This window comes from Gelidibacter algens, from assembly GCF_001678675.1.
In the GTDB taxonomy this organism is placed as follows: Bacteria; Bacteroidota; Bacteroidia; order Flavobacteriales; family Flavobacteriaceae; genus Gelidibacter; species Gelidibacter algens.
Map to the genome: position 1 here is coordinate 23,352 of NZ_LZRN01000001.1, position 25,434 is coordinate 48,785.

Here is a 25,434-nt window from a genome sequence, read left to right on the forward strand (position 1 = left end):
GGGCTGGCTCAAGGGCTGCATTTATTTAACACCTAATCTCCCATTGTGCGGGACACCTCTATGAAAAAAGTTCTACAAATTAGCAATGGTATTGCGCTCGTATCCACCATTATTATCAACTATCTGTCAAATACTGGCGCTATCAATAACACGACCATAGGTGAAGTTTCCAATGGTTTAAATTCTTTGTTTACGCCGGCGGGCTATGCTTTTGCCATTTGGGGGTTTATCTATTTGCTATTGCTTGGCTTTATTATATATCAAGGCAGGAGTCTTTTTGTAAAAGTGAGAGATGATGACTTTGTACTTAAAATAGGGTGGTGGTTTGTAATCTCTTGTATGGCCAACTCTGCATGGGTATTCTTATGGCTCTACGGTTATACAGGTTTGTCTTGTATTTTTATCTTTTTATTGTTGTTCTCCTTATTGAAAATCGTCATGAACAATGCCATGGAACTTTGGGATGCCCCAATGTCTGTCATTGCGTTTTTGTGGTGGCCTTTTGTGTTTTATAGTGGCTGGGTAACGGTAGCAAGCATCGCCAACGTATCCTCTTACTTGATTAAAATAGAATGGGATGGTTTCGGAATGTCAGAAGAGGCTTGGACCATTTTTATGATCCTTGGAGCTTTAATCGTTAATTTGCTAGTGACTTGGACGCGTAATATGCGCGAATTTGCCCTGGTTGGCGCTTGGGCACTCATTGCCATTGCCTATAGCAATTATGAGATAGAAACCACGATCGCCTATATTGCAGGAGGTGCGGCTCTAGTGTTAATTGTGAGCAGTATGGTGCATGGCTATCAAAACAAGGAGACGAGTCCCGTAGAGAAGTGTAAGGAGTATTTTCAATAAGCTCACCTTACTCTTTCTTCGCCTTAAACGTCCCGTTGGGTTGAATCAAATTCATATCTGTAATGACCTTGTCGGTCTCTAAAAATTCTATCTTATAACCGTCTAGCACTTTAAGTGAAAATTTATGTTTTTCAGTTGGCATGAGTTCATATTCTGGTTGTCCAGGAACAAAAAGATAAAGCACAGTTTCATTTTTAGTATATATTTTTAAAGGGGTGCCCATCAAACTGTAATCGCCTACGTATTTTTCCAAATCCGAACTGCTCACGTCAATCGTGTTTGGGGTGCGTTTGAAGACAATGGGTTCCAGTGCGGCTTCTGCCTTTAGGGAAACACTTGAAATATCACCAACGTCATTGGTGGCAAAATTGAATCGCATTGGGCCTGCATCAGTTGTGTCGATGCCTGTTTTTGTCACTTCGTAAGGTTCAAAGACATCATAATGGTAATGTTTTAAATATACCTTCATCCTCTTAAAGCTCGCAAATAGGGAGTCGTTTTCAACCGCCACATCAAAGCTACCATAACCGGCATTTTCATACGACCCTGAATACTCTTGTTTTATATGCGAGGGACTGGTATTTTTAATCTGTGTAGACGTATCGTTCAGCTTCAATTCTTCTTCCATCTTTTTTGCCTTCTCCTGTCCTTCTAAAAAACGTTTGGTCCAATCTGTGGTTTTTTCTCCAAGAAGTCGGTCGGCAATAGTATTTCTGACCAAATTGGGTACTGAAGATCCATTTTGATTGGCCAACACCACAACCCCTAAACTATCGCTCGGAAAAAACGCCACACTTGCCGAAAATCCATCGATATTACCGCCATGCTCCACGCGGTAATGTCCTTTATAAGACGAGAGCATCCAGCCGTAACCATAATTTGCAAAGTGTAAATCTGGATTTTCTTTATCTGGCAAAGCGCCAGTCATCACCATTTGAGAGCTCATAGCTTCACTGATATAAGCTTCTGGTAAAATTTCTTCAGCGTTGTGTTTTCCTTTGTTGATCCACATTTTTAACCATTTCGCCATATCATTGGCACTGCTATAAATACTTCCTGCAGGGCTCATCCCTGAAATGTCATAATAGTCCATTTTGCTGATCTTGTCATCTTTTTTGAGCTCGTATCCCAATGCGGCATTATCACTCTTTTCCAAGTCGGTCAACAAGGTTTGTGAACGCGACATGCCTAAAGGTTCAAAAAAGCGGGTCTTAATATTATCTTCCCAAGATTGGCCTGTTATTTTTTCAGCGATGACGCCTTGCGCCAAAAACATAAAATTGTTGTAGTGCCATTCTTTCCGGAGGTCAGTAAAAGGTTCCTGATACGCAATCCTTTCAATTAAACTATCCTTATCTGCGGAAGGAAATAAATACCAGCTCAAATCATGGCGTGGTAAGCCTGTGCTATGACGCATCAAATCCTTAATGATAATATGATTGTCTAAATCATCATTATAAAATTTTAATTTGGGAATGTATGTGATGGGACTGTCATCAAAAGATAACTTGTCTTCCGCTCGTAATTGACCCAAAAGGGCAGAGGTAAAGGCTTTTGTGGAAGATCCAATGGCAAACAAGGTATTGGCATCTACAGGAACTTTATTTTCATAATCGCGGTAACCAAAACCTTTGGCATAAATAATTTTGTCACCATCAACTACAGCAACAGAAAATCCAGGGGCTTTTGTGGCTTCTAAAATGGCGTTGAGATCTTTTTCAATGCCTTTGAGGCGCTTGTCGGTTTGAGCGTTGATAGATGTGAAGAGGACGAAACAAAAGAGAAGGCAGATAAACTTTTTCATAACATAGTGGTTTTGATGGATTAGGTAATGAGTAGTCTTATGTCTGGAAAAGTTACGTATTTTGTTGAAATAGTTGACTATATATATTCATTTAACATGCCTCCGAAAAACCGTGACAATTTTAAAAAATAGATTCTATTCCTCTGGAAACCTGTTGTCCAATTATGTTTTAGAGTCAATTTAAAGCTGCTATCAATTGGCGTTATGCTAAATTAAAGCGTTGATTTTTACAGTGCGTCGGTCTTCGTTCTTATATAAGAAACATGCTCAACAAACAAACTTTTGCTCATAAGTTTCAGGATACGGTTCATAAAATGCATTGTTGAAATGTGGGCACCCTTAATGTTTGTTAGCGTATTCCAAACCATAATTCCCATTGGCCCATGCCATTGTGGGGTGCATCCATGCATCCAATGGCTGAAATAAAAAACCGTGGCGCAACCCAGTATGCAGTTCAATTTCCTCAAAATTCGCGATCTTACAAGTGGAATTTTCTTTTCTTTTAAGTGCAGAAGCGCCAAATGGATCAGAGGCTTCATAAATGGTCAAAATATTACCACAGAAGTTGATTTCAGGAATATTTTGGAGATCAAGTTCTTGAAAACTTCCAATAAACACAAAGTTCAAATCTTTATTATTTGTGAGGGTAGAAACATATTGGGCGATATAGCCGCCTTTAGAAGTGCCAACCACGGTTATATGTTGGGCTAAAACTCCTGTCCTGATCAAACTGTCAATTTGGGAGGTGATCAAAATGGCGTAATCTCTAGCGTTGACGTTGCCATTTCTTTTTTCGCTTAAGACGGTGAACCCGTTATCTTCAAATTTTGAAATGATTTCCAAATAGGCCGTTTTGCCGTATTCGGGATGTAGTTCCTCCAGGTCATGTGTTTCCAAAAATCGATTGTGGAGAAAAAAAATAAAGCGGTCTTCATTTTTTGTGTTACATGCCATTAAGCTGATACCATATACTATGCCGATCAAACAAGTTCTTTTCGATATGCTGAGTTTTTTGATGGAACGTATGTTTTTCATTCGGAATCTAAAAACTTAAAAGTATGTTCATCGCTTCAGTGGACGTTGTAAATTCAGACATTTTCTTACTTGTGCCAAGATGTATGGGCGTGCGGTTCAGACGACTGCTTAATTCTTTCATTGGCATGTCCTCTAAGGTACCAAATTGGTACTGCCATATTTTCAAATCCTGAAGTTTGTAATTTTGAAATCCTGTGGTTTTCTTATCGTTGTCGGTAGGCAAAAAATCCAAGCGGCCAATGAGGGCATCTATTTTCTCGAAATCCTTAATCATCCCATCATAGATCAATTGGCTATAGAAGGCGTTCTTGAAAAGGTCATCAATAGCGTTCAGATCGGAAGATTTTATATCCGTCAAAATCACTGCGTACTGTGTTTTCGCATTCAAAATGAGCCAGCATTTTTTGCGGTCTACATAAAAAACCGTGGCATTCCATTTGCCGAGAATTCCGCATTGTGCATCTGTGCTTTGCGGTTTGACAATCTTCGTAATTAGTTTTTCGAGTTTCTTGGAAGTATGGATTGGTGTGCGCATTTAAATTTTGTATATGTGTTAATTGGTCAAACGGCGTTGTAAAGCAGTGTCCATGATATCATTAAAATGTTAATACCCCACCGCGGCTCCATCAGGACTTGAGGAATCAGTTGCGCCAATATAAATAGCAGCATCCGTAGGGACTAAAATGCCCATCAGGCGCCCCAAATTTTCCGTTCCAATCAACTGATGTCCCATTTGCTCCAATGCTTTTTGAGTATCTGGAGACATTAAATCTGTTTCGAAGATCAGTTTGTCTGGAAACCACTGGTGGTGGATTTTCATGGCTTCAATAGCTTTATCAATGGGCATGTCATAAGCGATGACATTTAAGATGGTTTGAAATACCGTGTTGATGATGGTGCGTCCTCCCGGGCTACCGATGATCAGATAGGGTTTGCCATTTTTCGTCACAACGGTCGGACTCATACTGCTCAACATTCGTTTTTCTGGTTGGATGACATTAGGATCCGTGCCAATCAACCAGCCGCTGTCTGTATAACCTGGTTGCGGATTGAAATCGCCCATTTCATTATTGAAAATAAACCCAAGTTTTGGAGAGCCCAATCCTGAACCGTAAGATTGCTCAAGGGTATAGGTCAAGGACACCGCATTACCTTGTTTGTCAATTACCGATAAATGCGTCGTGTTTTTACCGTCATAAAGTTGGCCGAATTTTAGAGTGTCGCTTACCGAGGCTTTGTTTCGGTCAATATTGTCATATCTCATTTTAGCAAATTCCTTTGAAGTCAATCTGTCTAGCGGCATCTCCAAATTGAAATCAGGATCGCCAAGGTACTCCGCTCGGTCGGCAAATGCACGTCGCATGGTTTCAGCAACCAAGTGGACATATGGGGTAGAATTAAATGGGATGGAGTCTAAATTGGCCTGTTCCATGATGTTCAGCATTTCAATAATGGCAACACCTCCAGAACTTGGCGGTGGCATGGAAATGATGCCATAATCCTTATAGGTACCTGTAATGGCCTCGCGTTCTATGGCTTTGTATTTACTCAAATCTTCAAGGGTAATTATACCGCCGTTGGCTTTCATATAATCAGCAATTTCTTTGGCAACTTCACCTTTGTAGAAACCATCTTTGCCTTTGTCCCTGATCAATTTTAGGGTATTTGCTAAAGCATTTTGAATCCATAGGTTGCCAAATTGGTTTAATTCGCCATTTGGTTTTTTGTAATACTCTTTCAGAAACTGAGGAGCGCTTGAGCTGTTGTTGAAACTTTTGGCATGCTTAGCAAGTGTGTAGGATAACAATACACCATTCTCTGCTAAATTTACAGAGGGTTGCACCAAATCTTTCCAAGGCAACACCCCATATTTTTGATGTGCCAAATACAAACCGGCGACCGTTCCTGGTACGCCAACTGATTTCAGACCTTCATGATTGCTGCCTGGTATCAAGGTGCCGCTCTCGTCCAAAAACATGGTTGGAGTGGCAAGTAAAGGAGCTTTTTCTCTAAAATCAATGGTGGTTGACGTTCCATTGGCGTCCACATACACCAGGAAACCGCCGCCACCAATATTTCCTGCTTGCGGATGCGTTACGGCAAGCGCAAAAGCTGTTGCAACAGAAGCGTCAATGGCATTGCCTCCTTTTTTTAGAATGTCAGTACCCACTTGTGACGCCACCACATTATCAGAAACCACCATGCCATTTTTGCCATAGGTCTGAGCGAAACTAGTTGTGGAACATAAAAATGCTCCTAAAAAAAGAGCGATGATAAAAGAGGGATGGAAGTCTTTCATGATTGTGTTTCTATTTTATGATGTCAAATAAGTTACATTAGCGCTGCATCTAATTTAGTAAATTAAAAAGGAAGCTACCATGCAGGATGGTTTTAATTGCTTGGGAAATGATCATCACTAAATAGGCACTGAATTCTTGCCAATGTTGTGTTTACTAACATTCTCAACTTTTTTTAAATATAAATGAATTATTAAGTTGATGTTTTGATCTGGGCACGTATCTCTTTCGCAACTTTACTGTTTTTGTTGGAAAACCAATAACGGCGAGTTAGTTGCAAAATGTCAACAACTGCAAAATAGCATCAGGAATAGCTAGGTCAGTTTTTGACTTGTATCCTTTTTTATCAGAATATTGCTAAAGTGTTAGAATGAAATTTGTCCTATTGTTAAAACACCTAATATAGTCATACAGCAGTGTTCTTTTTTTGATAGGTTGCGGATTTTTTAACTTGCTATTTTATTGGATGCTGTTTGCTTAGTATTCCTGTATAAGGCCATCAAACCAAAAACAGGACCTATGGCCAAAATGGTGAAAATGCTATTTGAATCTGTCAACGTCATTAATCCGGACATAAACTGAATGCTCAGTATGGTTATAGAAAATCCGATGCAATTTACGATGGTGAGTGCCGTCCCTTTTAGTTCTGCTGCTGCATTCTGGGCCACTAGTGTTGAAAATAGGGGGGAGTCGGCAATAACCACCATGCCCCAAAACATAAGAAATCCGATAAACAAGCCGTCATAGTCACTGGCAAAAAATAACGGAGACATGAGGCAACAGCCACAAGATAAAAGTAGGGCGATGAAGGCCGTTTTTTTGGCGCCTGATTTTTGCGCAATATAGCCACCAATAACGCACGCCAATCCACCAACTCCGATAATTAAAAACGATAAAAAAGGCACGTTGAACAATGCTTGAGGATGTTCTAGACTGTATTTTTTTAGCATGATCGGTACAAACGCCCAAAAGGCGTACAACTCCCACATATGACCAAAATACCCAAAGGCCACCGATCGAAACTCCTTATTTTTAAAGACACCAGCAAAAGCGGACAAATCGGCGCGCTGGCCAGGTTTTCTAAATGGACCGTCAGGCACCAAAGTGACCATTAATAAGCCGCCTAACACCGCAAGAGATGAGGTGAGCATCAGGACAGATTTCCATGGGTAGCTGCCAGACATATCTTTTAACAAATGCGGAAATGCAGTGCCGAGTACCAAGGCACCAACTAAAAAGCCCAGTGACTTACCAAGTCCTTTTTGATAGTAGTCTGCAGCTATTTTCATGCCTACGGGATAAATGCCGGCAAGAAAAAAGCCGGTCAAAAAGCGCAATGATAGCAAACTTATCATGGAATGCCCTTCCCAGATGATTCCTAAATTGAACGCGGATCCCAATAACGCACTAACTAAAAATACTTTTGAAGGAGAAAATCGGTCAGCAATAGTCAACATTGCAAAAACGAGTGTGCCCATGATAAATCCAAATTGTACCGCTGAAGTCAAGTGTCCTAAAGCATTTGCATTGAGTCTGAAATCTACAATAAGGTCAGTGATGACGCCATTCCCCGCAAACCAAAGGGAGGTACAGAAGAACTGGGAGATTACAATAATGGGGAGAATGGTCTTGGCGTGTTTCACTTTTAGGGGAATTCAATGGTACCAAATATACTGGAATAAATAAGGTAATTGCAAATATAGAATAAATGGGAAATTCATCGCCAATGGTACATTCTTTCAACTACCGGGATTAATTTTTTTGTGTTGTTGGTGTGAAATACCAACAGTGCCTCAGGAATGTTTAACTTGTAAAGGGCTAAGGATGGCAAGATATCACAACAACGACGAAAGTAATTTAGCGATTGTTGTTTTAGTACACTATAGGGTGAGAAATTTATTTTTGCAGGATGAGGGTTATGTTTAGGGACTGTGGGATGCTTCAGAGGAAGCGTTAAAAGCACGAAAATTGGATCGAAAATCTTTAGGGATTATCGTAAGCAGGCCTACACTAAAAATAAATTATATAAAATGTTAGTACTAGGCATTGTATTAATCGGTTTTATTCCATTCTAAAAAGACATTTGCCACTGAAGGATGCACTTCTTTATTCAAAATGCTAATAAATTCTTCGTCTGTCAGTTCTTCTTGATGCTTTTCTAATGCTATCCAAAGTTTTTTTAACACGTTTTTTCCACCACTATTGTAAATATCCTTGGCGGCTGAATGGAGTTTGCTTTGATACCATCCGTAATTTTTAGGTCCCATGCCCAAAGTAGGGTACAATTTTTCAAAGTCATTTAGACTTGTATAATTATAATCGGCAGTACCTGCTCCTACCACCATATCTGGAAAAGTTTCCAGAGCCGGCAAAAGTTCGGGTTGTTTTTCGGCTATATAGGTATGCAACATGATGTTTACAAACAATTCCCCCATCCAGTAGCGGTGCATTTTTAGACCTGCCTGTGCTGTGTAAGAATGTCCCATTTCGTGTAAGGCGAGTAAATCAAAGAAGGGCATCATACTGAAAGAACCGTCTGGTTTACCATATGCTTTTGTGACCTCTGCTGCCAAATGGGACGGAAGTTTGTCTACAGGGGGCAAAAAGCTGCGCCAAAAATCATTGTCTTCCACTGCAATTACCAATTGTCCCTCATCTACATTGTGTGGAAATCCATAGACCTCATGGAGCGGTTTGGCAGCAAAATCTTTCCAGTGTTGAGGGGAAAGGATGTAAAGTTTGGCTCTGGGTGTAAACCCTATCTCTTTTTGAAAGTACGCTCCTGCATTCTCCATAAACTGGGCAATGCTTTTAGCCCTTTCCATATGACCCTGACTATAATAGAATGTTTGGGTATAACCCTCTAATTCTTCGAGCTGGATGGGTTGGGTTGTCGTCTTTAAAGTGTCTTGAGCAAACGAATAATTGCTAAACATAAGCAATACTGTGAGGATGTAAATTGCACGGTTGATTGTGTTGGGTTGAGAATCTGTTGTCATGTTTTTTTTGACAAAGATATGTGGAGCAATTAGTGTCTGCATAGTAAAAAATGGACATCTTAATATCGCAGGTCTTTTTGCATTCTCAATGGTGTGGATAGAAGTTGCTGTTGGATGACGGAAGGATTTACCCCAGCAAAGGTTTTGAAGTCTCTAATCATGTGCATTTGGTCATAGTACCCTGCATCATACGCTATTTGTGTCCAATTAAGTTGTGGGCTAGATTCGTGCAATCTATAGGCTTTTGAAAATTTTAGAATACGGGCGAACATTTTTGGATTCATCCCAATTCTTTCCTTGCACTTTCTTTCAAATTGTTTGATGCTCAAGTACGAAAACGCGGCTGTTTTTTCGATTGCCATAGTGCCATTATGGTTTAGGAGAATACGCAAGGCGGAATCAATGGGTAATAATCCTTTAAGTTTTGTAACCTGATTTAAAAGGAATTTTTCTACGATGTTTTTACCCTCTTCCAAATTGGGCGTGTTCTGCAATTGTTCGTTTATACTCCTCATTTCTCTACCAAAGAAGTCAATGGCATCAAATCCGCCATCGAACAATTCATGCATGGGAATGCCCAACATGCGATACATTCCACCAGGAAGAAAATCCACACGAATGGCACTTAACTGACGATGCACTTTAATATTGACACGCGAAAATTGGGGACCTATCAATACCGTCAATGGCTGCTTGTCAAAATTACAGTCCTCTATCCTTCCCATGGATACAGGGTGGTTGCAGTAAAACATCAACGATTGAAATGGCGTAGGTGGATAAGGTGTTACCACATCATTGATCCCTTCAGGAAGTAAAACGTTTACGGTTGCTATGTTAAAAACATATTGCTGGAGGTTGGGATGCGGTATGTAGACGTTGATTTCCAATTTAAGTACTGTTGAATTTTAATAAAGTGGCCTCAAAAACTTCTTGCTTAAAATAGGAGTAGACTCTTATGCTTGCAACCTCAATGTGGATGAGGCGCGCCTGCCTGTCTGCAAACAGATGTCTCCGCTCTTACCATTAAAAGTACAAAACTCTGCTGTAAAATGCCCCACTCCTAAAGCGTGATGGGAAGATTTTCCGGATAAGCACAGTCCCGGCAATGGTTTATATATGACTTGTTGTAAGCAGTTTTCATTCTTTTGTATATTTCGCTTTACAAGGTTCAATACAAGGATAGGTTATAATTAATATATTTCCATTTTGTTCCAATTGATATTCATAATCAGAATTATTACAGACCGCTGTACTGAATGTCAAATTGGATATAGAATAAGTTCCAGAAGTCGAATTATTTGCCTCTATTGACATATCGCATAGTGTACCATTAGATGTTAAAGTCCCATCACTATGAAAAGTGATAATTTTTTCACTTTCAACGGCAGAGTATGTTCCATTCCCATCTCCAGGGTCTGCTAAAACTTCTATTAATTTCCAATTTCCAATTAATTCAGTATTAGAATTAGAATCATCATTTTTATTACAAGAAAATAAAATTCCGACTGTAATTAAAGTAAATATTAATTTTTTCATTGGTGCTGTTTTTATCTAGATGCCGTTACGCTAAATTGCTTACAACGTGTGTATCTAATTCACACTACCCATCTCTATTTCAAATATAACAAAAATCAACTAGCACTTCTAACTCTTAGTCTCCTCTATAATAGTAATTTAATCACGATTTTAATATTTTATGAAGTGTTCGCAAATCAAAATAGAGTGAATATATAGCATGAAACTATTTTCAATGATTTTGATTTCTTTGCAGTAAGGTTATAGAGTTGATACACTATTTGGGTTTTGTGGTCCCGCATTGCAACTGTTCGCTATCAAGAGAAAACACCAATACCAACGTAAGGGCAATAGTTCCTAACTTTTTAGTTGTTTATCAATTTCTAAGCTCAGTTGGTCTATTTTATCTTGAACCTCGTCATAAGATTGTAATATGAATTCTCTGTTCTTTCTAATTTTCCATAAGTAACTCAAAAGGATATTTCTTTCGGCCTCGGTAATATTTAGAGGTAATACCATACCGCTAATATTTCCTTTTGAGTTGAATTCAAATTGAGGCGCTACTAGTTTATTGATTTCTTGAAAGTAATTTTCTTGGAATTGCAGTTCATTATACTCTTCTTCAAGCTTCCTCAGCGTTTGGTAATCATACTCATATAGGGCTATTATTTGCGATCTCAAAGAATCATTTTTTATCAACTCCAAACCTTTGGATTTCAAAGTTTCATAACCAGATGTATTTTGAATGGAAAGAAAATCTCGTGTCAAAAGAAAATAATACTGTCGTAATGAGTCGAGGTTATTTTCTTGAGCAGTAATTATTTTTCTCCAATACTCACAAGCTTTTATACCTTGCTCGTGCCCCTTAACATTTAACTTTACATCGACTATATCTTTATCCAAACCACGTGAAATCTCTGAGAGTATGCGCGACTCGGCTCTGTTGTCACGTCTATTGTCATTCCAATTGTTTAATGCGAAAGCAGCAATAACCGCGATAAAAATAGAAAGGAATTCAAAGGTATATTTTTTCAAGTTTCAGGTTTTTTAAGTTTTAGAATATTAGCCATCCAAAAGGGCTACGATGGTCGAATTTAGGAATTTATTTTAAGGTTTAATACTTAGAACTATATTCTAAGGAACTTTAATGGCAAACAATAAGAGAAATGTGGTTCGAAAGAAGACCTCACAATCCGACCAACAACGGCGAATTTATCCCGTTACCATAGGCAATACTCAAAGTCCTAAAGATCCCAAACAGTGATCCCAAACCAAAAGGCCATCAAATTTATTATGATGGCCTTATTTAAAATGGACGACTGATTATACTTGATTGAAACCTATTCTTTAACTATGCGCTTTGTCAAGGAACCAGTCAAGCCATTGATCTTTATAAAGTACATCCCACTGACATAATTTTCTATTGAAATCTCTTTTGTCAACCCCATATTTTCGAGATCGAAGGAATGGATGGTTTTTCCGGTAATATCCATAATCTGACCAGATGCCAACTCCAGTTGATTTACGTTTTTGATTGTTAAACTTGTGCGAACCGGATTAGGAAACAACTTAATGCTGGATTCTGACAATTCGAAATCGTTAATATTCAGTGTAATATTGGTCACTTTTAGCACCACTTGATTATTGTTGAGACACGTGACCGAAAATGTATAGAACATCCCATTAAATTCCGCAGAGGTGGTAGGTGCAAGTGAACATTGTGAGATGGTGCCCGACGTTGTGGCGATGATAAACTGTGCATTCAAACTTGGTACGAAATTGAGATTGACATTGACGTTTCCAGCAAAAATGACATTTGTGCCAGTGATGGCGAGCACGTCGTACTGTGTGCCTGACGTCAAGCCGTTTAACTCAACGTCCAAAACGGACGTTGGTGACGATTTAAATATCCCATTGAAAGAAAGCGTGCCTGGAGAGCCTCCTGGAGCGTATGTTCCGTTATTTGTGTAATTCGCGGTATTGGCAATCGTCACATTGGCGACGCCCTTTACGGTGCCGTCTTCATCATTGGTAAATGGAAGAAATTCTGAAAAAATAAGGTTTCCTAATTGGGCATCGATAACACCGCTGTTGTTCAATGTCGTTTGAATTCTAGCGTTTCCAGACATGGCGGACATTTTAAGCAATCCAAAATTATTCAAAATTCGGGAAGCACTTCCTGTATAGGAAATATTGCCTTCATTGCCTTGCAGATCAAGCGTTCCGGTTAATTGATTATTGAAAATGCCATCGGTAATATTAAAATCGCCACCGTCGGTTATATTGAAATCGCCTTCATTGTTCAATGTTGTCGCACCAATGATGGATTTTGTGTTTCCGGTTATGAGAAAAATAAGACTGTTGTTTACAAGGGTTCCCCCTCCTGTAAGATTTCCAGACGACCATTTTACACCACTATTTCCTGTAAAATTGAATGTACCAGTCGTTGCAACTGGTATGGTTACATTATTTGTCCAATCAATTTCACCAGTTAAGTTTCCCGTCAATGTTCCCGAAACATTAATATTAATGCTCCATTGCATAACACTTCCGCCTGAAACGTTGTACACACCATTGGTTAGGTTTTTGTCAAGAGAATCAAAAATCAGATTACCACTTGATACGGTTATTGTACCACCATTGTTGTTCAAAACGGTTTGGATTCGGGTATTGCCACCAGTTGCAGTACTTTTAATGAGACCTGCATTGTTCAGTATACGGCTTCCAGCGCCTGTATAAGAAATATTGCCTTCGTTGCCGCGCAGGTCGATAACACCAAGAGCTAGATTGTTGAAGATGCCGTCGGTAATGTTTAGATCCCCTCCGTCAAGGATATTGAAATCCCCTTCATTGTTTAAGGTGGTCACACCAACAATTGATTTGGTGTTTCCGCTTGATAGGAACATCAGGTTTTTGTTCACCAAAGTGCCTCCCCCTGTAAGATTTCCAGCGATCCATCTCACGCCACTGCTTCCTGAAAAATTGAAAGTGCTTGTGCCGGCTGAGGATACAGTACCCGACCATTCCAAGTCTCCGTTCAAAGCGCCAGTCAAAGTTCCCGTAAGATTGGTAGTTGATGTCAATTGGAAAACACTCCCAACCGAAACGTTTAAGACGCCACCGTTCATATTTTTGTCAAGAAAATCAAAAATCAGATTACCATTTGATACGGTTATTGTGCCACCGTTGTTGTTCAAAACGGTTTGGATTCGGGTATTGCCACCAGCTGCAGTACTTTTAATGAGACCTGCATTGTTCAGTATACGGCTTCCAGCGCCTGTATAAGAAATATTGCCTTCGTTGCCGCGCAGGTCGATAACACCAAGAGCTAGATTGTTGAAGATGCCGTCGGTAATGTTTAGATCCCCTCCGTCAAGGATATTGAAATCCCCTTCATTGTTTAAGGTGGTCACACCAATAATTGATTTGGTGTTTCCGCTTGATAGGAACATCAGGTTTTTGTTCACCAAAGTGCCTCCTCCTGTGAGATTTCCAGCGGTCCATCTCACGCCACTGCTTCCTGAAAAATTGAAAGTGCTTGTGCTAGCTGAGGATACAGTACCCGACCATTCCAAGTCTCCGTTCAAAGCGCCAGTTAAAGTTCCCGTAAGATTGGTAGTTGATGTCAATTGTAAAACACTCCCAACAGACACATTCAATACGCCACCGTTCAGGTTTTTGTCAAGAAAATCAAAAATCAGATTACCATTTGATACGGTTATTGTGCCACCATTATTGTTCAAAACGGATTGGATTCGGGTATTGCCGCCAGTTGCGGTACTTTTAATGAGACCTGCATTGTTCAAAATACGGCTGGCAGAACCTGTATAAGATATATTGCCTTCGTTGCCGCGCAGGTCGATGACACCTGAAGCCAGATTGTTAAAGATACCGTCGGTAATATTTAAATCGCCACCGTCAAGAATGTTGAAATTTCCAGTATTGTTAAAAGTGGTCACACCTACAATAGATTTTGTATTTCCTGAAGATAAGTTAAAGGTCCCATTGTTTGTCAAAGTGCCTCCACCTGTGAGAGACCCAAAGGTCCAGGCACAGGTAGCATTCGCCGCCACCGACGACGCGTTGAGAATACTTAAAGTGTTCGACATATTAAAGGTAGAATTTCCCTGTACCACAATGGACTTGGTCGTTCCGGCAACATTCAAATTAACCGTAAATCCCGTGGGAATCACCACATCATTCGCGGCAGTTGGCACAGCATTCAGACTCCAGTTGGCAACGGTATTCCAATCGGTGTTGGCACCAGCACCTATCCAAGTGTTGGTCTGGGCAAAAAGCGTTGCGGACAACGCAAATAGAAACGAAAATAGTAAGGGTTTTTTCATAATTAATAATTTAATGGATTAATAGCTTTGTTCTGTAGGTATCGATAAAAGTAAAATATGTCATCATTGGGACAATCCGAGATAATGACCTATATCATTATCTCGGACTTATTTATGTGCTTATTCTTAAACTGATAGGGAGTCAATCCTGTCAGTTTTTTAAAACTTGCGTAGAATGTCGATTTAGAATTGAAGCCTGATTTTGTCGCAATGTTCATGATGTTTTCAACGGAATTAGCCATAACTCCTAAAAATGTTTTGGCTTCTTTAACCCGCAGTGTATTCACATAATCATTAAAACTCATTCCTAAACTGGAATTGATGATGCGAGACAAATGGCCCTGGCTCACATTCAGCTCAGAAGCGACAGTGCTTAAGGTCAGCTCGCTGTCCAAAAACCGTTTCTGATCCACCATCAAATACTGGAAGGCTAAAAGAAAGTTCTTCTTGGAACTTTTGCTGACGTTGAGATAGGCTTCTTGTGCTTTGCGTTCTTTGGTATTCATTGACTATCCGGTTAATTGAATAGTCTAAAATTATACGAAGCAACAATTTTCAAGTTCCCAAATAATGATCTATAGCATCATCTCGGACTAATTCGAGGAACTATTTTTAAATTGAAGTGGTGTTAGTCCAGTGAATTTTTTAAACGTAGAATAAAATGTGGATTTCGAATTGAAACCTGCTTCAAGACCAATGGCCTCGAGAGTGTAGTTAGAAAAATCTGGATGTCTTAAATATAACTTTGCCTCATCAATACGAAAGGAATTCACATAATCGCTAAAACTCATTCCCAATTCAGAATTTATGGTTCGCGACAAATGTCCTTTGCTGATATCCAAAATTTCGGCAATGCCTTCAAGATGAAGGTTACTATCCAAAAATAACCGGTCCTCAATCAACATCCTTTTGAATTCTGCTGAATGTTGACTTGTTTTTTCTGTCTCTTCAGGAGCGACAAAATCTCTTTGAATTGCAAACGCCCTTATTTTTTGTTGTTGTTCGTTGATGCCTATTTTATAGATCCCTATATATCCAAGCCAATAAGTTGTCAAGGAAGCTGCCAAATAAAGTGGATAAAACACCAGTTCATCGTCAAAAGCATATGCAATCGTATAGAGAAACCACACCAATATCAAGACCGACAAGAGCAACAAAGTGACCTTAAACCAGGTCAGTTGTAATTTTATTTTATCTCTTTTAAAAATCGTATTCTCTTTTTCATACTCCAAGATTTTTTTGGACAATACCACTATAATCAGTAGGAAGAAAAAAGTGTTCAACAAATCGCCATAAGTGTCGCCATAATAAGGGATCATGGCTAAAATAGCTTCGATCTCTTCATTATTTGGAAGTAAAGCAACCAATAGTTTATAAAGAGCACTCAAAATGAACATAACTATAAAAGGCAGATAGAGGCATTTGATTTTTTTGTAATGATAACCTTGGGATTTAAAAATTTGATCCCATAGAATAAAAGAAAGGGAGGAATAAGTGTTGCCCACGGCACATAAATGATTTGATAAAGCGCAATGTCACTGATGAATTTCATTTCATTTAGGCTGAATTGCAAATTCTCCAAACTGAAACACAAAATGAGCAATGCTAAATACACACTACTTTTTGTAGTGTATTTACTTGAGGTTAGAATAATAGCGGCAAAGAAAAGACCTTGGATGATCCCAGCTAAAATGAGTGCATTATAAATACCTACATTCAATGGAACGAAATATTATCGGTTATTACAGAAGATTCGCCTTTCCCAATTAAAAAAAAAGGATTTCGGATGACATAACCTACAACCGTATACACAAGGAATAATTTTGAATGAATTGAGGTCATCTTTCAAAAATTGAAATTAAATATAATCAAATAATAGAAGTACAAACCTTCAGCCAATATAATTTAGATAAAAGCACCATATCAGCCGTTTAAATCGGAATTAAAAGAATAGGATGCGCATAATGGTAAACAATTCATTAATTTTCAGGTGCTATCAACTCAAAATTTTATATTCATTTTGGCCAATGTTGGTGTTTTAATTGGCTAATGTTGGTGCTTCTAATTGGCAATGTTGGTGTTTTCCACCGACATTGTTTAGGTTTCTATATGAGTTTAACTGAATTATTCAATTGAGATTTGCTCTGGACATGTGTCTTTATTGAGACTGTAAGTTGTTGGTGAAAAACTTCAACAACGGCGCAAATAATCTTAGTAAAAGCCGAGCTTACCGCATTACCCACAAATGAACCTCAAACATTAATCTTTCATCTTTTTATAGTTAAAACTATGCAGTTTAACAAAATAATAGATATAAGACTATAAATCAAAGTATATTGCTGAGCTAAGAACAACCACCATAATTAACAACTATAGCTTTGGTCAATAACTACAACCAATGAAAAACATTTTAATCTATGGCGCTTCTGGTCACGCTAAAATGATCGTAGATAGTATTCAAAAAAACCATACCTATGCAATGAAGGGTTTTATTGATTCTTACAAACTTATTAACGAGGTTGTTTTTGGCCATAGTATTATTGGTGATTTGAAGCAACTTCCTGATATCGTAAAGCAATTGAATATTGAAGGTATTGTTATTGGCATTGGAGATAACAGCACTAGAAAAGCTGCATACCAAAAAATAAAAAAAATTGCTCCACAATTAGAGTTTGTTTCCATTATCCATCCTAGTGCCACCATTGCTTTGGATGTCTCAATTCCTGAGGGCACTGTAATAATGCCTAATGCGGTCATCAATGCGAATGCTAAAGTGGGTAGGTTTTGTATTCTCAATACAGCATCTACTTTGGGACACGATTGTAAGATGGCTGATTTTTCTAGTTTAGCATCTGGGGTTACCGTAGCAGGTAGTGTACAAATTGGGGCTGGCTCAGCTGTTTGTCTTGGCGCAACTATTATTCAAAATCTAACTATTGGCGATAATACTGTTATAGGAGCAGGATCATTGGTCTTAAAATCTATAGGTAACAACAAGATGGCATACGGGGCTCCTATACATACAATTAAGGATAGGTCTCCAAATTCTAAGTATTTAGGTTAAAATAAATTAAATCATGATTCTAAATTTTGCACGGCATAAATTGTTTTGGCTATTGGATGCATTAAAAAATGGTCGGATAAAAAATCAGTTAAAGGAAATAGAACGATGTGTTGGACATCCAAATTCTGATGAAGCAATTCAAATTAAAGATGTTTATTTAAGCCGTTTATTGGATCATGCGGTAAAAACGACACCGTTTTATAAGGCTTTAGTTGATGTGCATACTATTTCTGATTTCCCGGTAATCAGAAAAACTACTGTTCAAGAAAATTTTGAGGGTTTTCAATCGCGTGAGTTTATAGACAAACCTAATTTTAAAGTCTCTACAAGTGGCTCTACAGGTGCACCTTTTTTCTTGTTTCAAAATGAAAAAAAGCGCCATCGAAATCATGCAGATGTCATCTATTTTTTTCAAAAAGCGAATTTTAATGTTGGCAACCGATTGTACGAGCTTGAAGTATGGAGAGGCCACAATAAAAAAGGCAAATTAAAATCCTGGGTGCAAAATGTGAATCAGTTTGATATTACGAGATTGACGGATGAAAGCATTGAAGCGTTTTTAGGATTATTAAAATCTGATAAACAATCTAAAAAAACATTGTTAGGCTTTGCTTCTGCATATGAAATGCTTGCACAGTATTTGGAAAAGAATAGTATAACATTAAGTGATTTAGGAATTACTTCGGCCATTGCCAATGCAGAATACTTGAACCCTTACACAAAATCTACTTTAGGTAAACATCTTAATACCGTTGTTCTTTCTAGGTATTCGAGTGAAGAAATTGGAATTATAGCACAGCAAACAGTTGATTCACCTAATAGTTTTGTTATTAACAATGCAAGTTACTATGTGGAGTTGTTACACTTGGAAAATGACACACCTGTGCAATTGGGTGAGTTTGGAAGAATTGTTGTTACCGATTTGTTCAATTATGCGATGCCCATAATCAGATACGATACTGGTGATATTGCACAATTTGGATTGAATAAAGATGGTGCTATGGAGTTTGTTCAAATTGAAGGACGTAAAATGGATGTTATTTTTGACTCTAAAGGCAACATGATTTCTTCATTTGTGATCTATACAAAGTTTTATACCTATTATCATCTATTAAAACAATATCAATTTATTCAGCAGGGTGAAAAAGAATACGAAATAAAGCTGAACCTTCAAGGCGATAGTTTTCAGTTTGAAAAGCAATTAGTAACAGACATCAAATCAGATTTTGGTGAAGATGCCAATGTGATAATAACGTATGTAGATGAAATTCCTGCTTTAGCTTCCGGAAAGCGCAGAAAAGTGATTAATAATTATAAATAATATTCTAAGGTTTAAGCCCAAGATCGTTTTGAGGCTTTGCTCCAACCACTTTTTTTACAAGATGAATTTTTCTTAAACTGACTGCCATGCTTTTTTTATAGGTGCATGTGAATGGTATCGTTACATGTATGACACGTAGCCTTTAAAATAGAATAATTTCCGGTTTAGCAATTAGCCAAATCTTTGATTTGACACGTGATTTTTAATAGTGAAACCCAAATCAAAGATTTGGCGGACTTGGTCAATAAGTGAAGACCTTGCATTATATATAAACCAGCTATGTTCTATATCTCTTGCTGTGTGCAGTTTTTTTTATTTCAGTAGTTTTGTAATATCCATTCTCTGATGTAAAATTCTAACGATTTCTACAATATCATTTTCTACTTTTCTTTAAAAAATCAGATGTGATTTAATTTTGGTAATCCGATAGTTTTCCCTTGTCTGTTCTGCTGATTTTCCAGTCAGGAAGTTGTCCGCAATAAATTCATTTTCTTTGATTGTCAAGTCATAATATCTGTCGGCTTGTTCTTTAGACCATTTATGAAAGGTATAAATCCAAATATCGTTTAAATCGTCAATCGCTTGTTTACTTATTCGGTATTTGTTTCTGCTCATAAGTGTTTACGATTTAATTCAGACAAGTTTTGATTAGGGTCAAAATTTTCATCAAATCCACTTTGTTCGCCGATTTCAAGAGCTTTAATCAGTTCTCTTTCTTTCTTTCTTTCTTTTCTTCACGTTCTAACAAACGTAGTGCCGAACGAATTACTTCACTTACAGAACTATATCTGCCAGATTTTATTTCCTCATTTATAAATTCTTCAAAATGATTTCCGATTGAAATTGATGTGTTTTTTCCCATTTTATAAATATTGAATCAAACATACCAAATCTTGGTAACTAAGCTAAATTGCACATAATGTGCCACTGTCATTAAGAATAAGATGTTGCAAATTTGAAACTCTTTAAAGTATAATTCAAGGTCTTTTTTTTAAAGACGATTACACTTAGATATAGTTTTATGGGTTGCGAATTTGATTTTCTCTGATATTTTATGGCTGACTTATTAAAATATTCACTTATTGAATAGAAGTTTGTTATGCCTTCTTTTTCTAAGAGCGTAAAACCTTGATATCTTAAATAAGAGGCTATATTTCTACCTCTGTACTTTTCAAAGACGTACATACTATGGAGATAACTATCGTTGTCACCTAAATTAAAATAATGGTTTCTAAAATAAAATGACTGTCTTCTTATAAATAGAAAGGCTACAATGTCAGTATGCTGTTTTAAACCAATACAGGTCTCACCATTTTTTAAATATGCTAAAAGGTTTTTATTTTCAATACCTTTAATAGTACTTTTTATAAAGTTAATTTCAGATTCGCCAAACACGGAAAATTTTAGATCTAAATCGTTTGCTTTAATAGTGGGTGCATCAACTGAATGTATCGTAGCTTTAGACCAGTGATATGGCATAACATCTAAGCCCAGTCTTGCAACATTATTGCGGACGCCATGCCAGAACATGCCGTGTTTAATAATTGTCAAAATAGATTTCAGCCTATTTTTAACTCCTCTATTGTCACTTTCCATATTACTTGATTTACTATGAAATATAATGAACGTCAATAATAATTATAAAAACAATCAGTAGGGATTTAAGCCTAGTTCTAAAATTTCATCGGTAAACTTTCCGAATAAAGGACCATTTGCAATTTGGTGCATATCAATGTTTTGATTATAGGTGTTGAACTCAATGAATATGGGCGAATCAGTGTTGTCAAGCCCGATATCCCAAGACACAAATTTAAAATACGGAACAATAGGATGCATAGCCTTAACCATATTCACAACACTAACATAGTTAGGGATTTGAAAGCCCTCAAAAGCGACATTAGTAGCGGTTTTATATAAAATATCTCCCTTTTTAGTATAGCCATTGTTTTGCAAATACCCTTTATCATCGACACCAATGATGATACCACCAATAGAGAAGTTATCGGTTTGGCTACCTGGCTGTCCTATCCTGAGTAGTGTTGATAAAACATACATGCCATCTGGTCTCAGATAGGTCAATAGCCTTAGTGTATTGAGAGAGGATGGATTTAAAACTTTTAAGGCTTGGCTTTGTTCAACAAATTCTTGAACAATAAAATCTTTTTTATACACTTTGAAAACCTGTGGGATGGTCAGGTTTTTATAAGATGTTAGTTTGTCTTTAACTGTAAAGGTCGTTACCAATTTTCCACTACCTGAATCAATTGTTGGTTTAATAATTAGGGGCTTTTGAATATCGTTGCAGGCTTCAATAGCCGTTTGTTCATCAACAACTTTATTGTTGGTATAATAAAACCCATTAATATTTTGTACAACACGTTTGGGTTGGTTAAAATCCTTAAACAAAATATAGGATAGATTTTTATCCAATAAAGCTGGCCATTGACGCATTTGATTGAACCTTGGAGAAATGATGGAACTAAAAATATCATCAGGAATATAATCGGCATGAAATTCACCATTCAAGCTTGTATAATAACGGTGCCAATAGGTGTTGTTTAATGTATAGCCTTTAGATTTAAAGTAAGACTTAGCAGCTTCAATTTGAGTAGGTTTTAATTTTGGGGTCTTGTTTTTATGATTGAACTGTTTGATGCTTCTTCTGGAATCCATCATTGAATTGAATTCAAAAAAACGTTTTCTGGAAGTCAAAACGTGTTTTGTCAATAGTCGTTTTAGTGAAGAATATATGCTCATTAGTAGCTTTTTAAAGTTAAATTAAAACCCCATCCTTTAAACAAGACAACACTCAAATATAATTTAACAGGCTTGGAGTTGAGTTTCTCTTTGAACTTAATTGTAGACTTATTAAAATATTCACTAACACTATAATAGGTATTTACATTCGTTTTTTCTAAATACTTATAACTATGATAACGCAAGTACGGCGCGATATTTTTTCCTCTATAGGCTTCAAAAGTGTACATGCTATGCAAATAGCTTTCTGTTGGTTTCAAATCGAAGTAACGTTGCCTAAACGTAAATGGTTTACATTTAATAAACATATAGGCTGCTATGAGACCATTGTTTTTTAACCCAATACAAATTTCACCATTTTTGAGATCAGCCAATAAATCTTTTTGCTCTATGCCAATAATGGTATCCTTTATATAATTAATTTCAGGTTCACCAAATATTGAAATCTCAAAATTGGAGTCTTCACCATAAATCTTTGGAGGAGTTATAGGGCTGGTAGCTTCCTCAACCCAATAATAAGGCATAAAGTCTAAACCTATTTTTGCTAAATTGTTTCTTACCCCATGCCAAAATAAACCGTGCTTTATAATATTAGAGAGCCATTTTATACGATACGAAAGCCCTGTTTTATCTCCTTCCATAGCAATTTAATTATAAACACGACCATAACGCCCATATCCTGGTTCCATATCCATTTGCGCCCTAAATTCTGATGGCGTCATAATTTCTCTATTATTTGCCTTTGCAACAACATGTATCCGTTCTACTAGTTCACTATTGGTTGCAAGTTTGGTTTTCTCTACATCGTACCAAATGTTATCTTCCAATCCAACGCGCACGCCTTTGCCAATTGTTATAGCCAAAAAGTTCATCATCATTTGTTCAGTTCCCACACCGGCAATGCTGATCAGTGCATCTTTGGGCAGATCATTTAACATCACCCCTACATGGAGCAAATTGGTTTGTGCACAGGCTATATTGCCAAAGAGGAGATTATAATATAAGGGAGGGGTTATATATTCTTTTTTTACTAAGTAATTGCCAAAATTTATCATTCCAACATCAAAGACTTCCAATTCAGGCACAATGCCTTTAGATTTCATGGTTTTTGCTAAATCTTCAATCATATTTGGAGCATTCATACTTGCTACCTTATTAAAATTTAAGGAACTTAAGGTTAAGCTTCCCATATCTGGTTTAAGATCACCTTCTAACTGAAGTACATCTGCTCTTTTATCTAGGGTATTGAAATCACGGCCACTGAGGGATGTACAGATCACTAAATCAGGTGCATATTTTCGTATCCCAGATATCAATTCAGCATACACTTCTTTTTTATAGGTAGGAACGCCTGTAATTTCATCTCTAGCATGAATATGGGCCAGAGTAATTCCTAATTCATAAGCGCGATGCACATCTTCTACAATTTCATTGATGGTTGTAGGAACATGAGGTGTCATCTTTTTTGTCGGAATCATTCCGGTAGGGGTAAAATTAATTATTAACTTCTGCATAGGGGCTATAGCTTAAATGAAGTTAAAATTTAGTATAATAGATTGCATTTAAGGTAAATAAATCGTTAAAAAGGAAATCTTTACTATGAGACGTCTATTTATGATGTTCTATGTTAAAAAAGTGCTATTGCTTGTAAGGCATTTCATCAGCGACGATAGTTCAATACCTATCAAATTCTTAACACAAAAACGTCATATTGAAATCCAATCGATCAAAATAACGGTTAGGAAATTTCTTTTTATATGTATAATTAATCAGTGTTGTCCGATAAAAGTAATACATGATTCTGGGAAACCCCATTCTATATTTAGTCCCTACGGGACTAGTCTTTGCAGGGGTTCTATTTAGTTACCCATATTAAATGCCTAACGGCATATTGTCCCAGGGGGACAAAATATTGGTAATCATAAAGTTATAATAAGTTCAATGTCCCGTAGGGACATCATATGGTGTTTAACCGGACAATACTGATAATTAATATAAGTGACATGTGTAGTTATCAATCGGTTTTATAATACTCATTAACCATTTCTCTGCGCTTGCCTGAACCAAGAAGTGGTATCCCATCTACATAGTTAACTTTGATATGTGCATCTTGACCAAAATAGGTTTTAAACTCTTTAATCATGCTGTTTTCATCTACTTTAATGGTAGTATTAAGATTTATGTCATAGTCCTTCAATCCTTTTTGAACTAATTGATACTGCTTAAAATCGCCATACTTGCAAAGCTTATCCGTAATATGGGGTGGTACTAAATTGCCTTTGGTATCGTATATCAAGTCCAATTTTCTGCCATAAAGTTCAGAAAAATAGGGTTTGTTTTTGGTGTCAAGATGCATGGTGCCAACATCACCAGTGTCATATCTAATCAAGGGTGTTGCAAGATTATAAAGATCTGTAAGCACAATCCTTCCGTGTTGGCCATAGTTTAATTTTCTGTTTTCATTTAAGTCGAAAATTTCTATAATATAACTCGAATCATTGATCCAAAATCTTGGGTCATCACCTTGGAATTGTTGGGCAATCACACCATTTTCAAGGTTTGAGTAACGAGACACAGGCCATACACCAAAATATTTTTTTACGGCATTCTTAGTGTAAAGATTTATAGATTCAGAAATGGTTATAATGGATTGTGTTTTAAACGTAATGGGGTTTTCGGGCAAGGCATCCAAATGCCTGCAAATTTTTTCAAAAGCTGAAACATAACCTTTAAAGTTAATAGCCTCTTTACTTTTATTAAGCTTAGTAATCAATTCATCAATGGTGTCATTCGTGAGCTTAAATACATCATGGGGATGGATGTTTCTCAGTTTTAAACTACATTCTTGTTTAAAATTGAATTTATCAGGCCAAATTTTTATATAGACCAAATGACTTCCAATCCTGTAATTTGATTTAGAAGAAAAAAAGATATCATCGGCTGTATTTTTATTGACTTTTTCTTTGTTTTGATAAATACTAAAGGGCACTCCTGTTGAGCCACTTGTGGATGCTTTGACACATGTTGTTAATTCAAATGTATTGGATGTGAAATCTTTGAGATTATCCCTAATTAAATTTTTATTTACTACAGGAAAATCTTCCAAAGAATTAACGGCGGTATATGCCTTGTAATACGCTGTTGTTGCTATAGCATGATTTAATAGGCTCTTCAAATTCTTTTCGTTGTCGTCATGTCGCACATCAGAATTTGCCGCATCCAAATTAGCACTCGTGTAATTAAGTTTGTCTTTTACAGGACTTCCTTTTAACGTATCTAAAAACCAGATTATTTTCTGTCTAATGTTTAGGATTTGAGCCATTGATATATAACTTTTAATTAATCTTATTATAGTTTCTCAGTTTTGGCCATTCTGGGTGTTTTTCACCAACAGTGTGAATTGCCAATGTTGGTGTTTTCCACCAACATTGTTTAAGTTTT

Annotated in this window: 22 protein-coding genes and 1 pseudogene; 3 read left to right on the forward strand and 20 right to left on the reverse strand. The window is 37.1% G+C overall.

Annotated features, from left to right (window positions below):
* The first annotated feature begins 60 nt into the window (after positions 1 to 60).
* Positions 61 to 855: a hypothetical protein gene (locus A9996_RS00125; RefSeq protein WP_066429494.1), complete on the forward strand. Its 795-nt coding sequence runs from the start codon at positions 61 to 63 to the stop codon at positions 853 to 855.
* 7 nt (positions 856 to 862) lie between these two features.
* Here A9996_RS00125 and A9996_RS00130 read toward each other — a convergent pair whose 3' ends face one another.
* The 13 genes from A9996_RS00130 to A9996_RS00190 all read right to left on the reverse strand — a co-directional run bounded on the left by A9996_RS00130 (position 863) and on the right by A9996_RS00190 (position 16,571).
* Positions 863 to 2,659 carry a serine hydrolase gene (locus A9996_RS00130; RefSeq protein WP_066429496.1) on the reverse strand — a complete coding sequence of 599 codons (1,797 nt, stop codon included), beginning with the start codon at positions 2,657 to 2,659 and terminating at the stop codon, positions 863 to 865.
* Positions 2,660 to 2,998: 339 nt separating this feature from the next.
* Positions 2,999 to 3,556 carry an alpha/beta hydrolase gene (locus tag A9996_RS00135; protein ID WP_317047117.1) on the reverse strand — a complete coding sequence of 186 codons (558 nt, stop codon included), beginning with the start codon at positions 3,554 to 3,556 and terminating at the stop codon, positions 2,999 to 3,001.
* Positions 3,557 to 3,701: 145 nt separating this feature from the next.
* The gene (locus A9996_RS00140; RefSeq protein WP_066429500.1) at positions 3,702 to 4,229 is read right to left on the reverse strand and encodes a DUF6933 domain-containing protein; all 528 of its coding nucleotides are present in this window, start codon (positions 4,227 to 4,229) and stop codon (positions 3,702 to 3,704) included.
* 69 nt (positions 4,230 to 4,298) lie between these two features.
* Positions 4,299 to 5,993: a gamma-glutamyltransferase gene (gene ggt / locus A9996_RS00145; RefSeq protein ID WP_066429502.1), complete on the reverse strand. Its 1,695-nt coding sequence runs from the start codon at positions 5,991 to 5,993 to the stop codon at positions 4,299 to 4,301.
* A 444-nt stretch (positions 5,994 to 6,437) separates the two neighbouring features.
* On the reverse strand, positions 6,438 to 7,634 hold the full coding sequence (locus tag A9996_RS00150) for an MFS transporter (RefSeq protein ID WP_066429506.1): 1,197 nt from the start codon (positions 7,632 to 7,634) through the stop codon (positions 6,438 to 6,440).
* A 408-nt stretch (positions 7,635 to 8,042) separates the two neighbouring features.
* Positions 8,043 to 8,990, reverse strand: coding sequence for a hypothetical protein (locus A9996_RS00155; RefSeq protein WP_146608952.1), 948 nt, complete (start codon positions 8,988 to 8,990; stop codon positions 8,043 to 8,045).
* Positions 8,991 to 9,049: 59 nt separating this feature from the next.
* Positions 9,050 to 9,877: a helix-turn-helix domain-containing protein gene (locus tag A9996_RS00160; protein WP_066429513.1), complete on the reverse strand. Its 828-nt coding sequence runs from the start codon at positions 9,875 to 9,877 to the stop codon at positions 9,050 to 9,052.
* A 250-nt stretch (positions 9,878 to 10,127) separates the two neighbouring features.
* Positions 10,128 to 10,526 (reverse strand): lipocalin family protein, encoded by a 399-nt coding sequence (locus A9996_RS00165; protein ID WP_066429515.1) that lies wholly within the window; start codon positions 10,524 to 10,526, stop codon positions 10,128 to 10,130.
* Positions 10,527 to 10,862: 336 nt separating this feature from the next.
* Complete coding sequence (locus A9996_RS00170) at positions 10,863 to 11,540, reverse strand: hypothetical protein (RefSeq protein ID WP_066429517.1); 678 nt, start codon at positions 11,538 to 11,540, stop codon at positions 10,863 to 10,865.
* Between the two features lie 305 nt (positions 11,541 to 11,845).
* On the reverse strand, positions 11,846 to 14,851 hold the full coding sequence (locus tag A9996_RS00175; RefSeq protein ID WP_083993799.1) for a T9SS type A sorting domain-containing protein: 3,006 nt from the start codon (positions 14,849 to 14,851) through the stop codon (positions 11,846 to 11,848).
* A gap of 89 nt (positions 14,852 to 14,940) precedes the next feature.
* Complete coding sequence (locus tag A9996_RS00180) at positions 14,941 to 15,357, reverse strand: helix-turn-helix domain-containing protein (protein ID WP_066429521.1); 417 nt, start codon at positions 15,355 to 15,357, stop codon at positions 14,941 to 14,943.
* Positions 15,358 to 15,444: 87 nt separating this feature from the next.
* Positions 15,445 to 16,218 (reverse strand): helix-turn-helix domain-containing protein, encoded by a 774-nt coding sequence (locus tag A9996_RS00185; RefSeq protein WP_211272616.1) that lies wholly within the window; start codon positions 16,216 to 16,218, stop codon positions 15,445 to 15,447.
* Positions 16,219 to 16,250: 32 nt separating this feature from the next.
* The gene (locus A9996_RS00190) at positions 16,251 to 16,571 is read right to left on the reverse strand and encodes a hypothetical protein (RefSeq protein WP_066429526.1); all 321 of its coding nucleotides are present in this window, start codon (positions 16,569 to 16,571) and stop codon (positions 16,251 to 16,253) included.
* A gap of 678 nt (positions 16,572 to 17,249) precedes the next feature.
* Here A9996_RS00190 and A9996_RS00195 point away from each other — a divergent pair.
* Together A9996_RS00195 and A9996_RS00200 are read left to right on the forward strand one after the other, a co-directional pair.
* Positions 17,250 to 17,915 (forward strand): acetyltransferase, encoded by a 666-nt coding sequence (locus A9996_RS00195; protein WP_066429529.1) that lies wholly within the window; start codon positions 17,250 to 17,252, stop codon positions 17,913 to 17,915.
* A gap of 13 nt (positions 17,916 to 17,928) precedes the next feature.
* Positions 17,929 to 19,236, forward strand: a complete 1,308-nt coding sequence (locus A9996_RS00200; RefSeq protein ID WP_066429532.1) for a phenylacetate--CoA ligase family protein — start codon at positions 17,929 to 17,931, stop codon at positions 19,234 to 19,236.
* Between the two features lie 390 nt (positions 19,237 to 19,626).
* On the opposite strand, the gene A9996_RS00205 is transcribed toward A9996_RS00200, so the two are convergent.
* From A9996_RS00205 to A9996_RS00235, 7 genes and pseudogenes are all read right to left on the reverse strand, one after another.
* Complete coding sequence (locus tag A9996_RS00205) at positions 19,627 to 19,851, reverse strand: type II toxin-antitoxin system RelE/ParE family toxin (RefSeq protein WP_317047118.1); 225 nt, start codon at positions 19,849 to 19,851, stop codon at positions 19,627 to 19,629.
* A pseudogene (locus tag A9996_RS00210) lies at positions 19,848 to 20,098 on the reverse strand (type II toxin-antitoxin system ParD family antitoxin). Before A9996_RS00210 ends, A9996_RS00205 begins: the two are co-directional and overlap by 4 nt.
* Before the next feature lie 71 nt (positions 20,099 to 20,169).
* Positions 20,170 to 20,832 (reverse strand): GNAT family N-acetyltransferase, encoded by a 663-nt coding sequence (locus A9996_RS00215; RefSeq protein ID WP_066429535.1) that lies wholly within the window; start codon positions 20,830 to 20,832, stop codon positions 20,170 to 20,172.
* Between the two features lie 54 nt (positions 20,833 to 20,886).
* Complete coding sequence (locus A9996_RS00220) at positions 20,887 to 21,993, reverse strand: sugar-transfer associated ATP-grasp domain-containing protein (RefSeq protein ID WP_066429537.1); 1,107 nt, start codon at positions 21,991 to 21,993, stop codon at positions 20,887 to 20,889.
* Entirely contained in the window at positions 21,993 to 22,634 is a 642-nt protein-coding gene (locus A9996_RS00225; RefSeq protein ID WP_066429539.1) for a GNAT family N-acetyltransferase, read from the reverse strand. Before A9996_RS00225 ends, A9996_RS00220 begins: the two co-directional genes overlap by 1 nt.
* A gap of 6 nt (positions 22,635 to 22,640) precedes the next feature.
* Positions 22,641 to 23,507 (reverse strand): beta-keto acid cleavage family enzyme, encoded by an 867-nt coding sequence (locus tag A9996_RS00230; protein ID WP_066429541.1) that lies wholly within the window; start codon positions 23,505 to 23,507, stop codon positions 22,641 to 22,643.
* 500 nt (positions 23,508 to 24,007) lie between these two features.
* Complete coding sequence (locus tag A9996_RS00235; protein WP_083993800.1) at positions 24,008 to 25,315, reverse strand: phenylacetate--CoA ligase family protein; 1,308 nt, start codon at positions 25,313 to 25,315, stop codon at positions 24,008 to 24,010.
* Positions 25,316 to 25,434 lie beyond the last annotated feature (119 nt).

Excerpts from the sequence above, each read along its gene's own strand:
- A9996_RS00125 (WP_066429494.1), top strand. The coding sequence starts at position 61 with ATGAAAAAAGTTCTACAAATTAGCAATGGTATTGCGCTCGTATCCACC.
- A9996_RS00130 (WP_066429496.1), bottom strand. The coding sequence starts at position 2,659 with ATGAAAAAGTTTATCTGCCTTCTCTTTTGTTTCGTCCTCTTCACATCT.
- A9996_RS00140 (WP_066429500.1), bottom strand. The coding sequence starts at position 4,229 with ATGCGCACACCAATCCATACTTCCAAGAAACTCGAAAAACTAATTACG.
- ggt (WP_066429502.1), bottom strand. The coding sequence starts at position 5,993 with ATGAAAGACTTCCATCCCTCTTTTATCATCGCTCTTTTTTTAGGAGCA.
- A9996_RS00155 (WP_146608952.1), bottom strand. The coding sequence starts at position 8,990 with ATGACAACAGATTCTCAACCCAACACAATCAACCGTGCAATTTACATC.
- A9996_RS00165 (WP_066429515.1), bottom strand. The coding sequence starts at position 10,526 with ATGAAAAAATTAATATTTACTTTAATTACAGTCGGAATTTTATTTTCT.
- A9996_RS00175 (WP_083993799.1), bottom strand. The coding sequence starts at position 14,851 with ATGAAAAAACCCTTACTATTTTCGTTTCTATTTGCGTTGTCCGCAACG.
- A9996_RS00180 (WP_066429521.1), bottom strand. The coding sequence starts at position 15,357 with ATGAATACCAAAGAACGCAAAGCACAAGAAGCCTATCTCAACGTCAGC.
- A9996_RS00195 (WP_066429529.1), top strand. The coding sequence starts at position 17,250 with ATGAAAAACATTTTAATCTATGGCGCTTCTGGTCACGCTAAAATGATC.
- A9996_RS00200 (WP_066429532.1), top strand. The coding sequence starts at position 17,929 with ATGATTCTAAATTTTGCACGGCATAAATTGTTTTGGCTATTGGATGCA.
- A9996_RS00205 (WP_317047118.1), bottom strand. The coding sequence starts at position 19,851 with ATGAGCAGAAACAAATACCGAATAAGTAAACAAGCGATTGACGATTTA.
- A9996_RS00215 (WP_066429535.1), bottom strand. The coding sequence starts at position 20,832 with ATGGAAAGTGACAATAGAGGAGTTAAAAATAGGCTGAAATCTATTTTG.
- A9996_RS00220 (WP_066429537.1), bottom strand. The coding sequence starts at position 21,993 with ATGAGCATATATTCTTCACTAAAACGACTATTGACAAAACACGTTTTG.
- A9996_RS00225 (WP_066429539.1), bottom strand. The coding sequence starts at position 22,634 with ATGGAAGGAGATAAAACAGGGCTTTCGTATCGTATAAAATGGCTCTCT.
- A9996_RS00230 (WP_066429541.1), bottom strand. The coding sequence starts at position 23,507 with ATGCAGAAGTTAATAATTAATTTTACCCCTACCGGAATGATTCCGACA.
- A9996_RS00235 (WP_083993800.1), bottom strand. The coding sequence starts at position 25,315 with ATGGCTCAAATCCTAAACATTAGACAGAAAATAATCTGGTTTTTAGAT.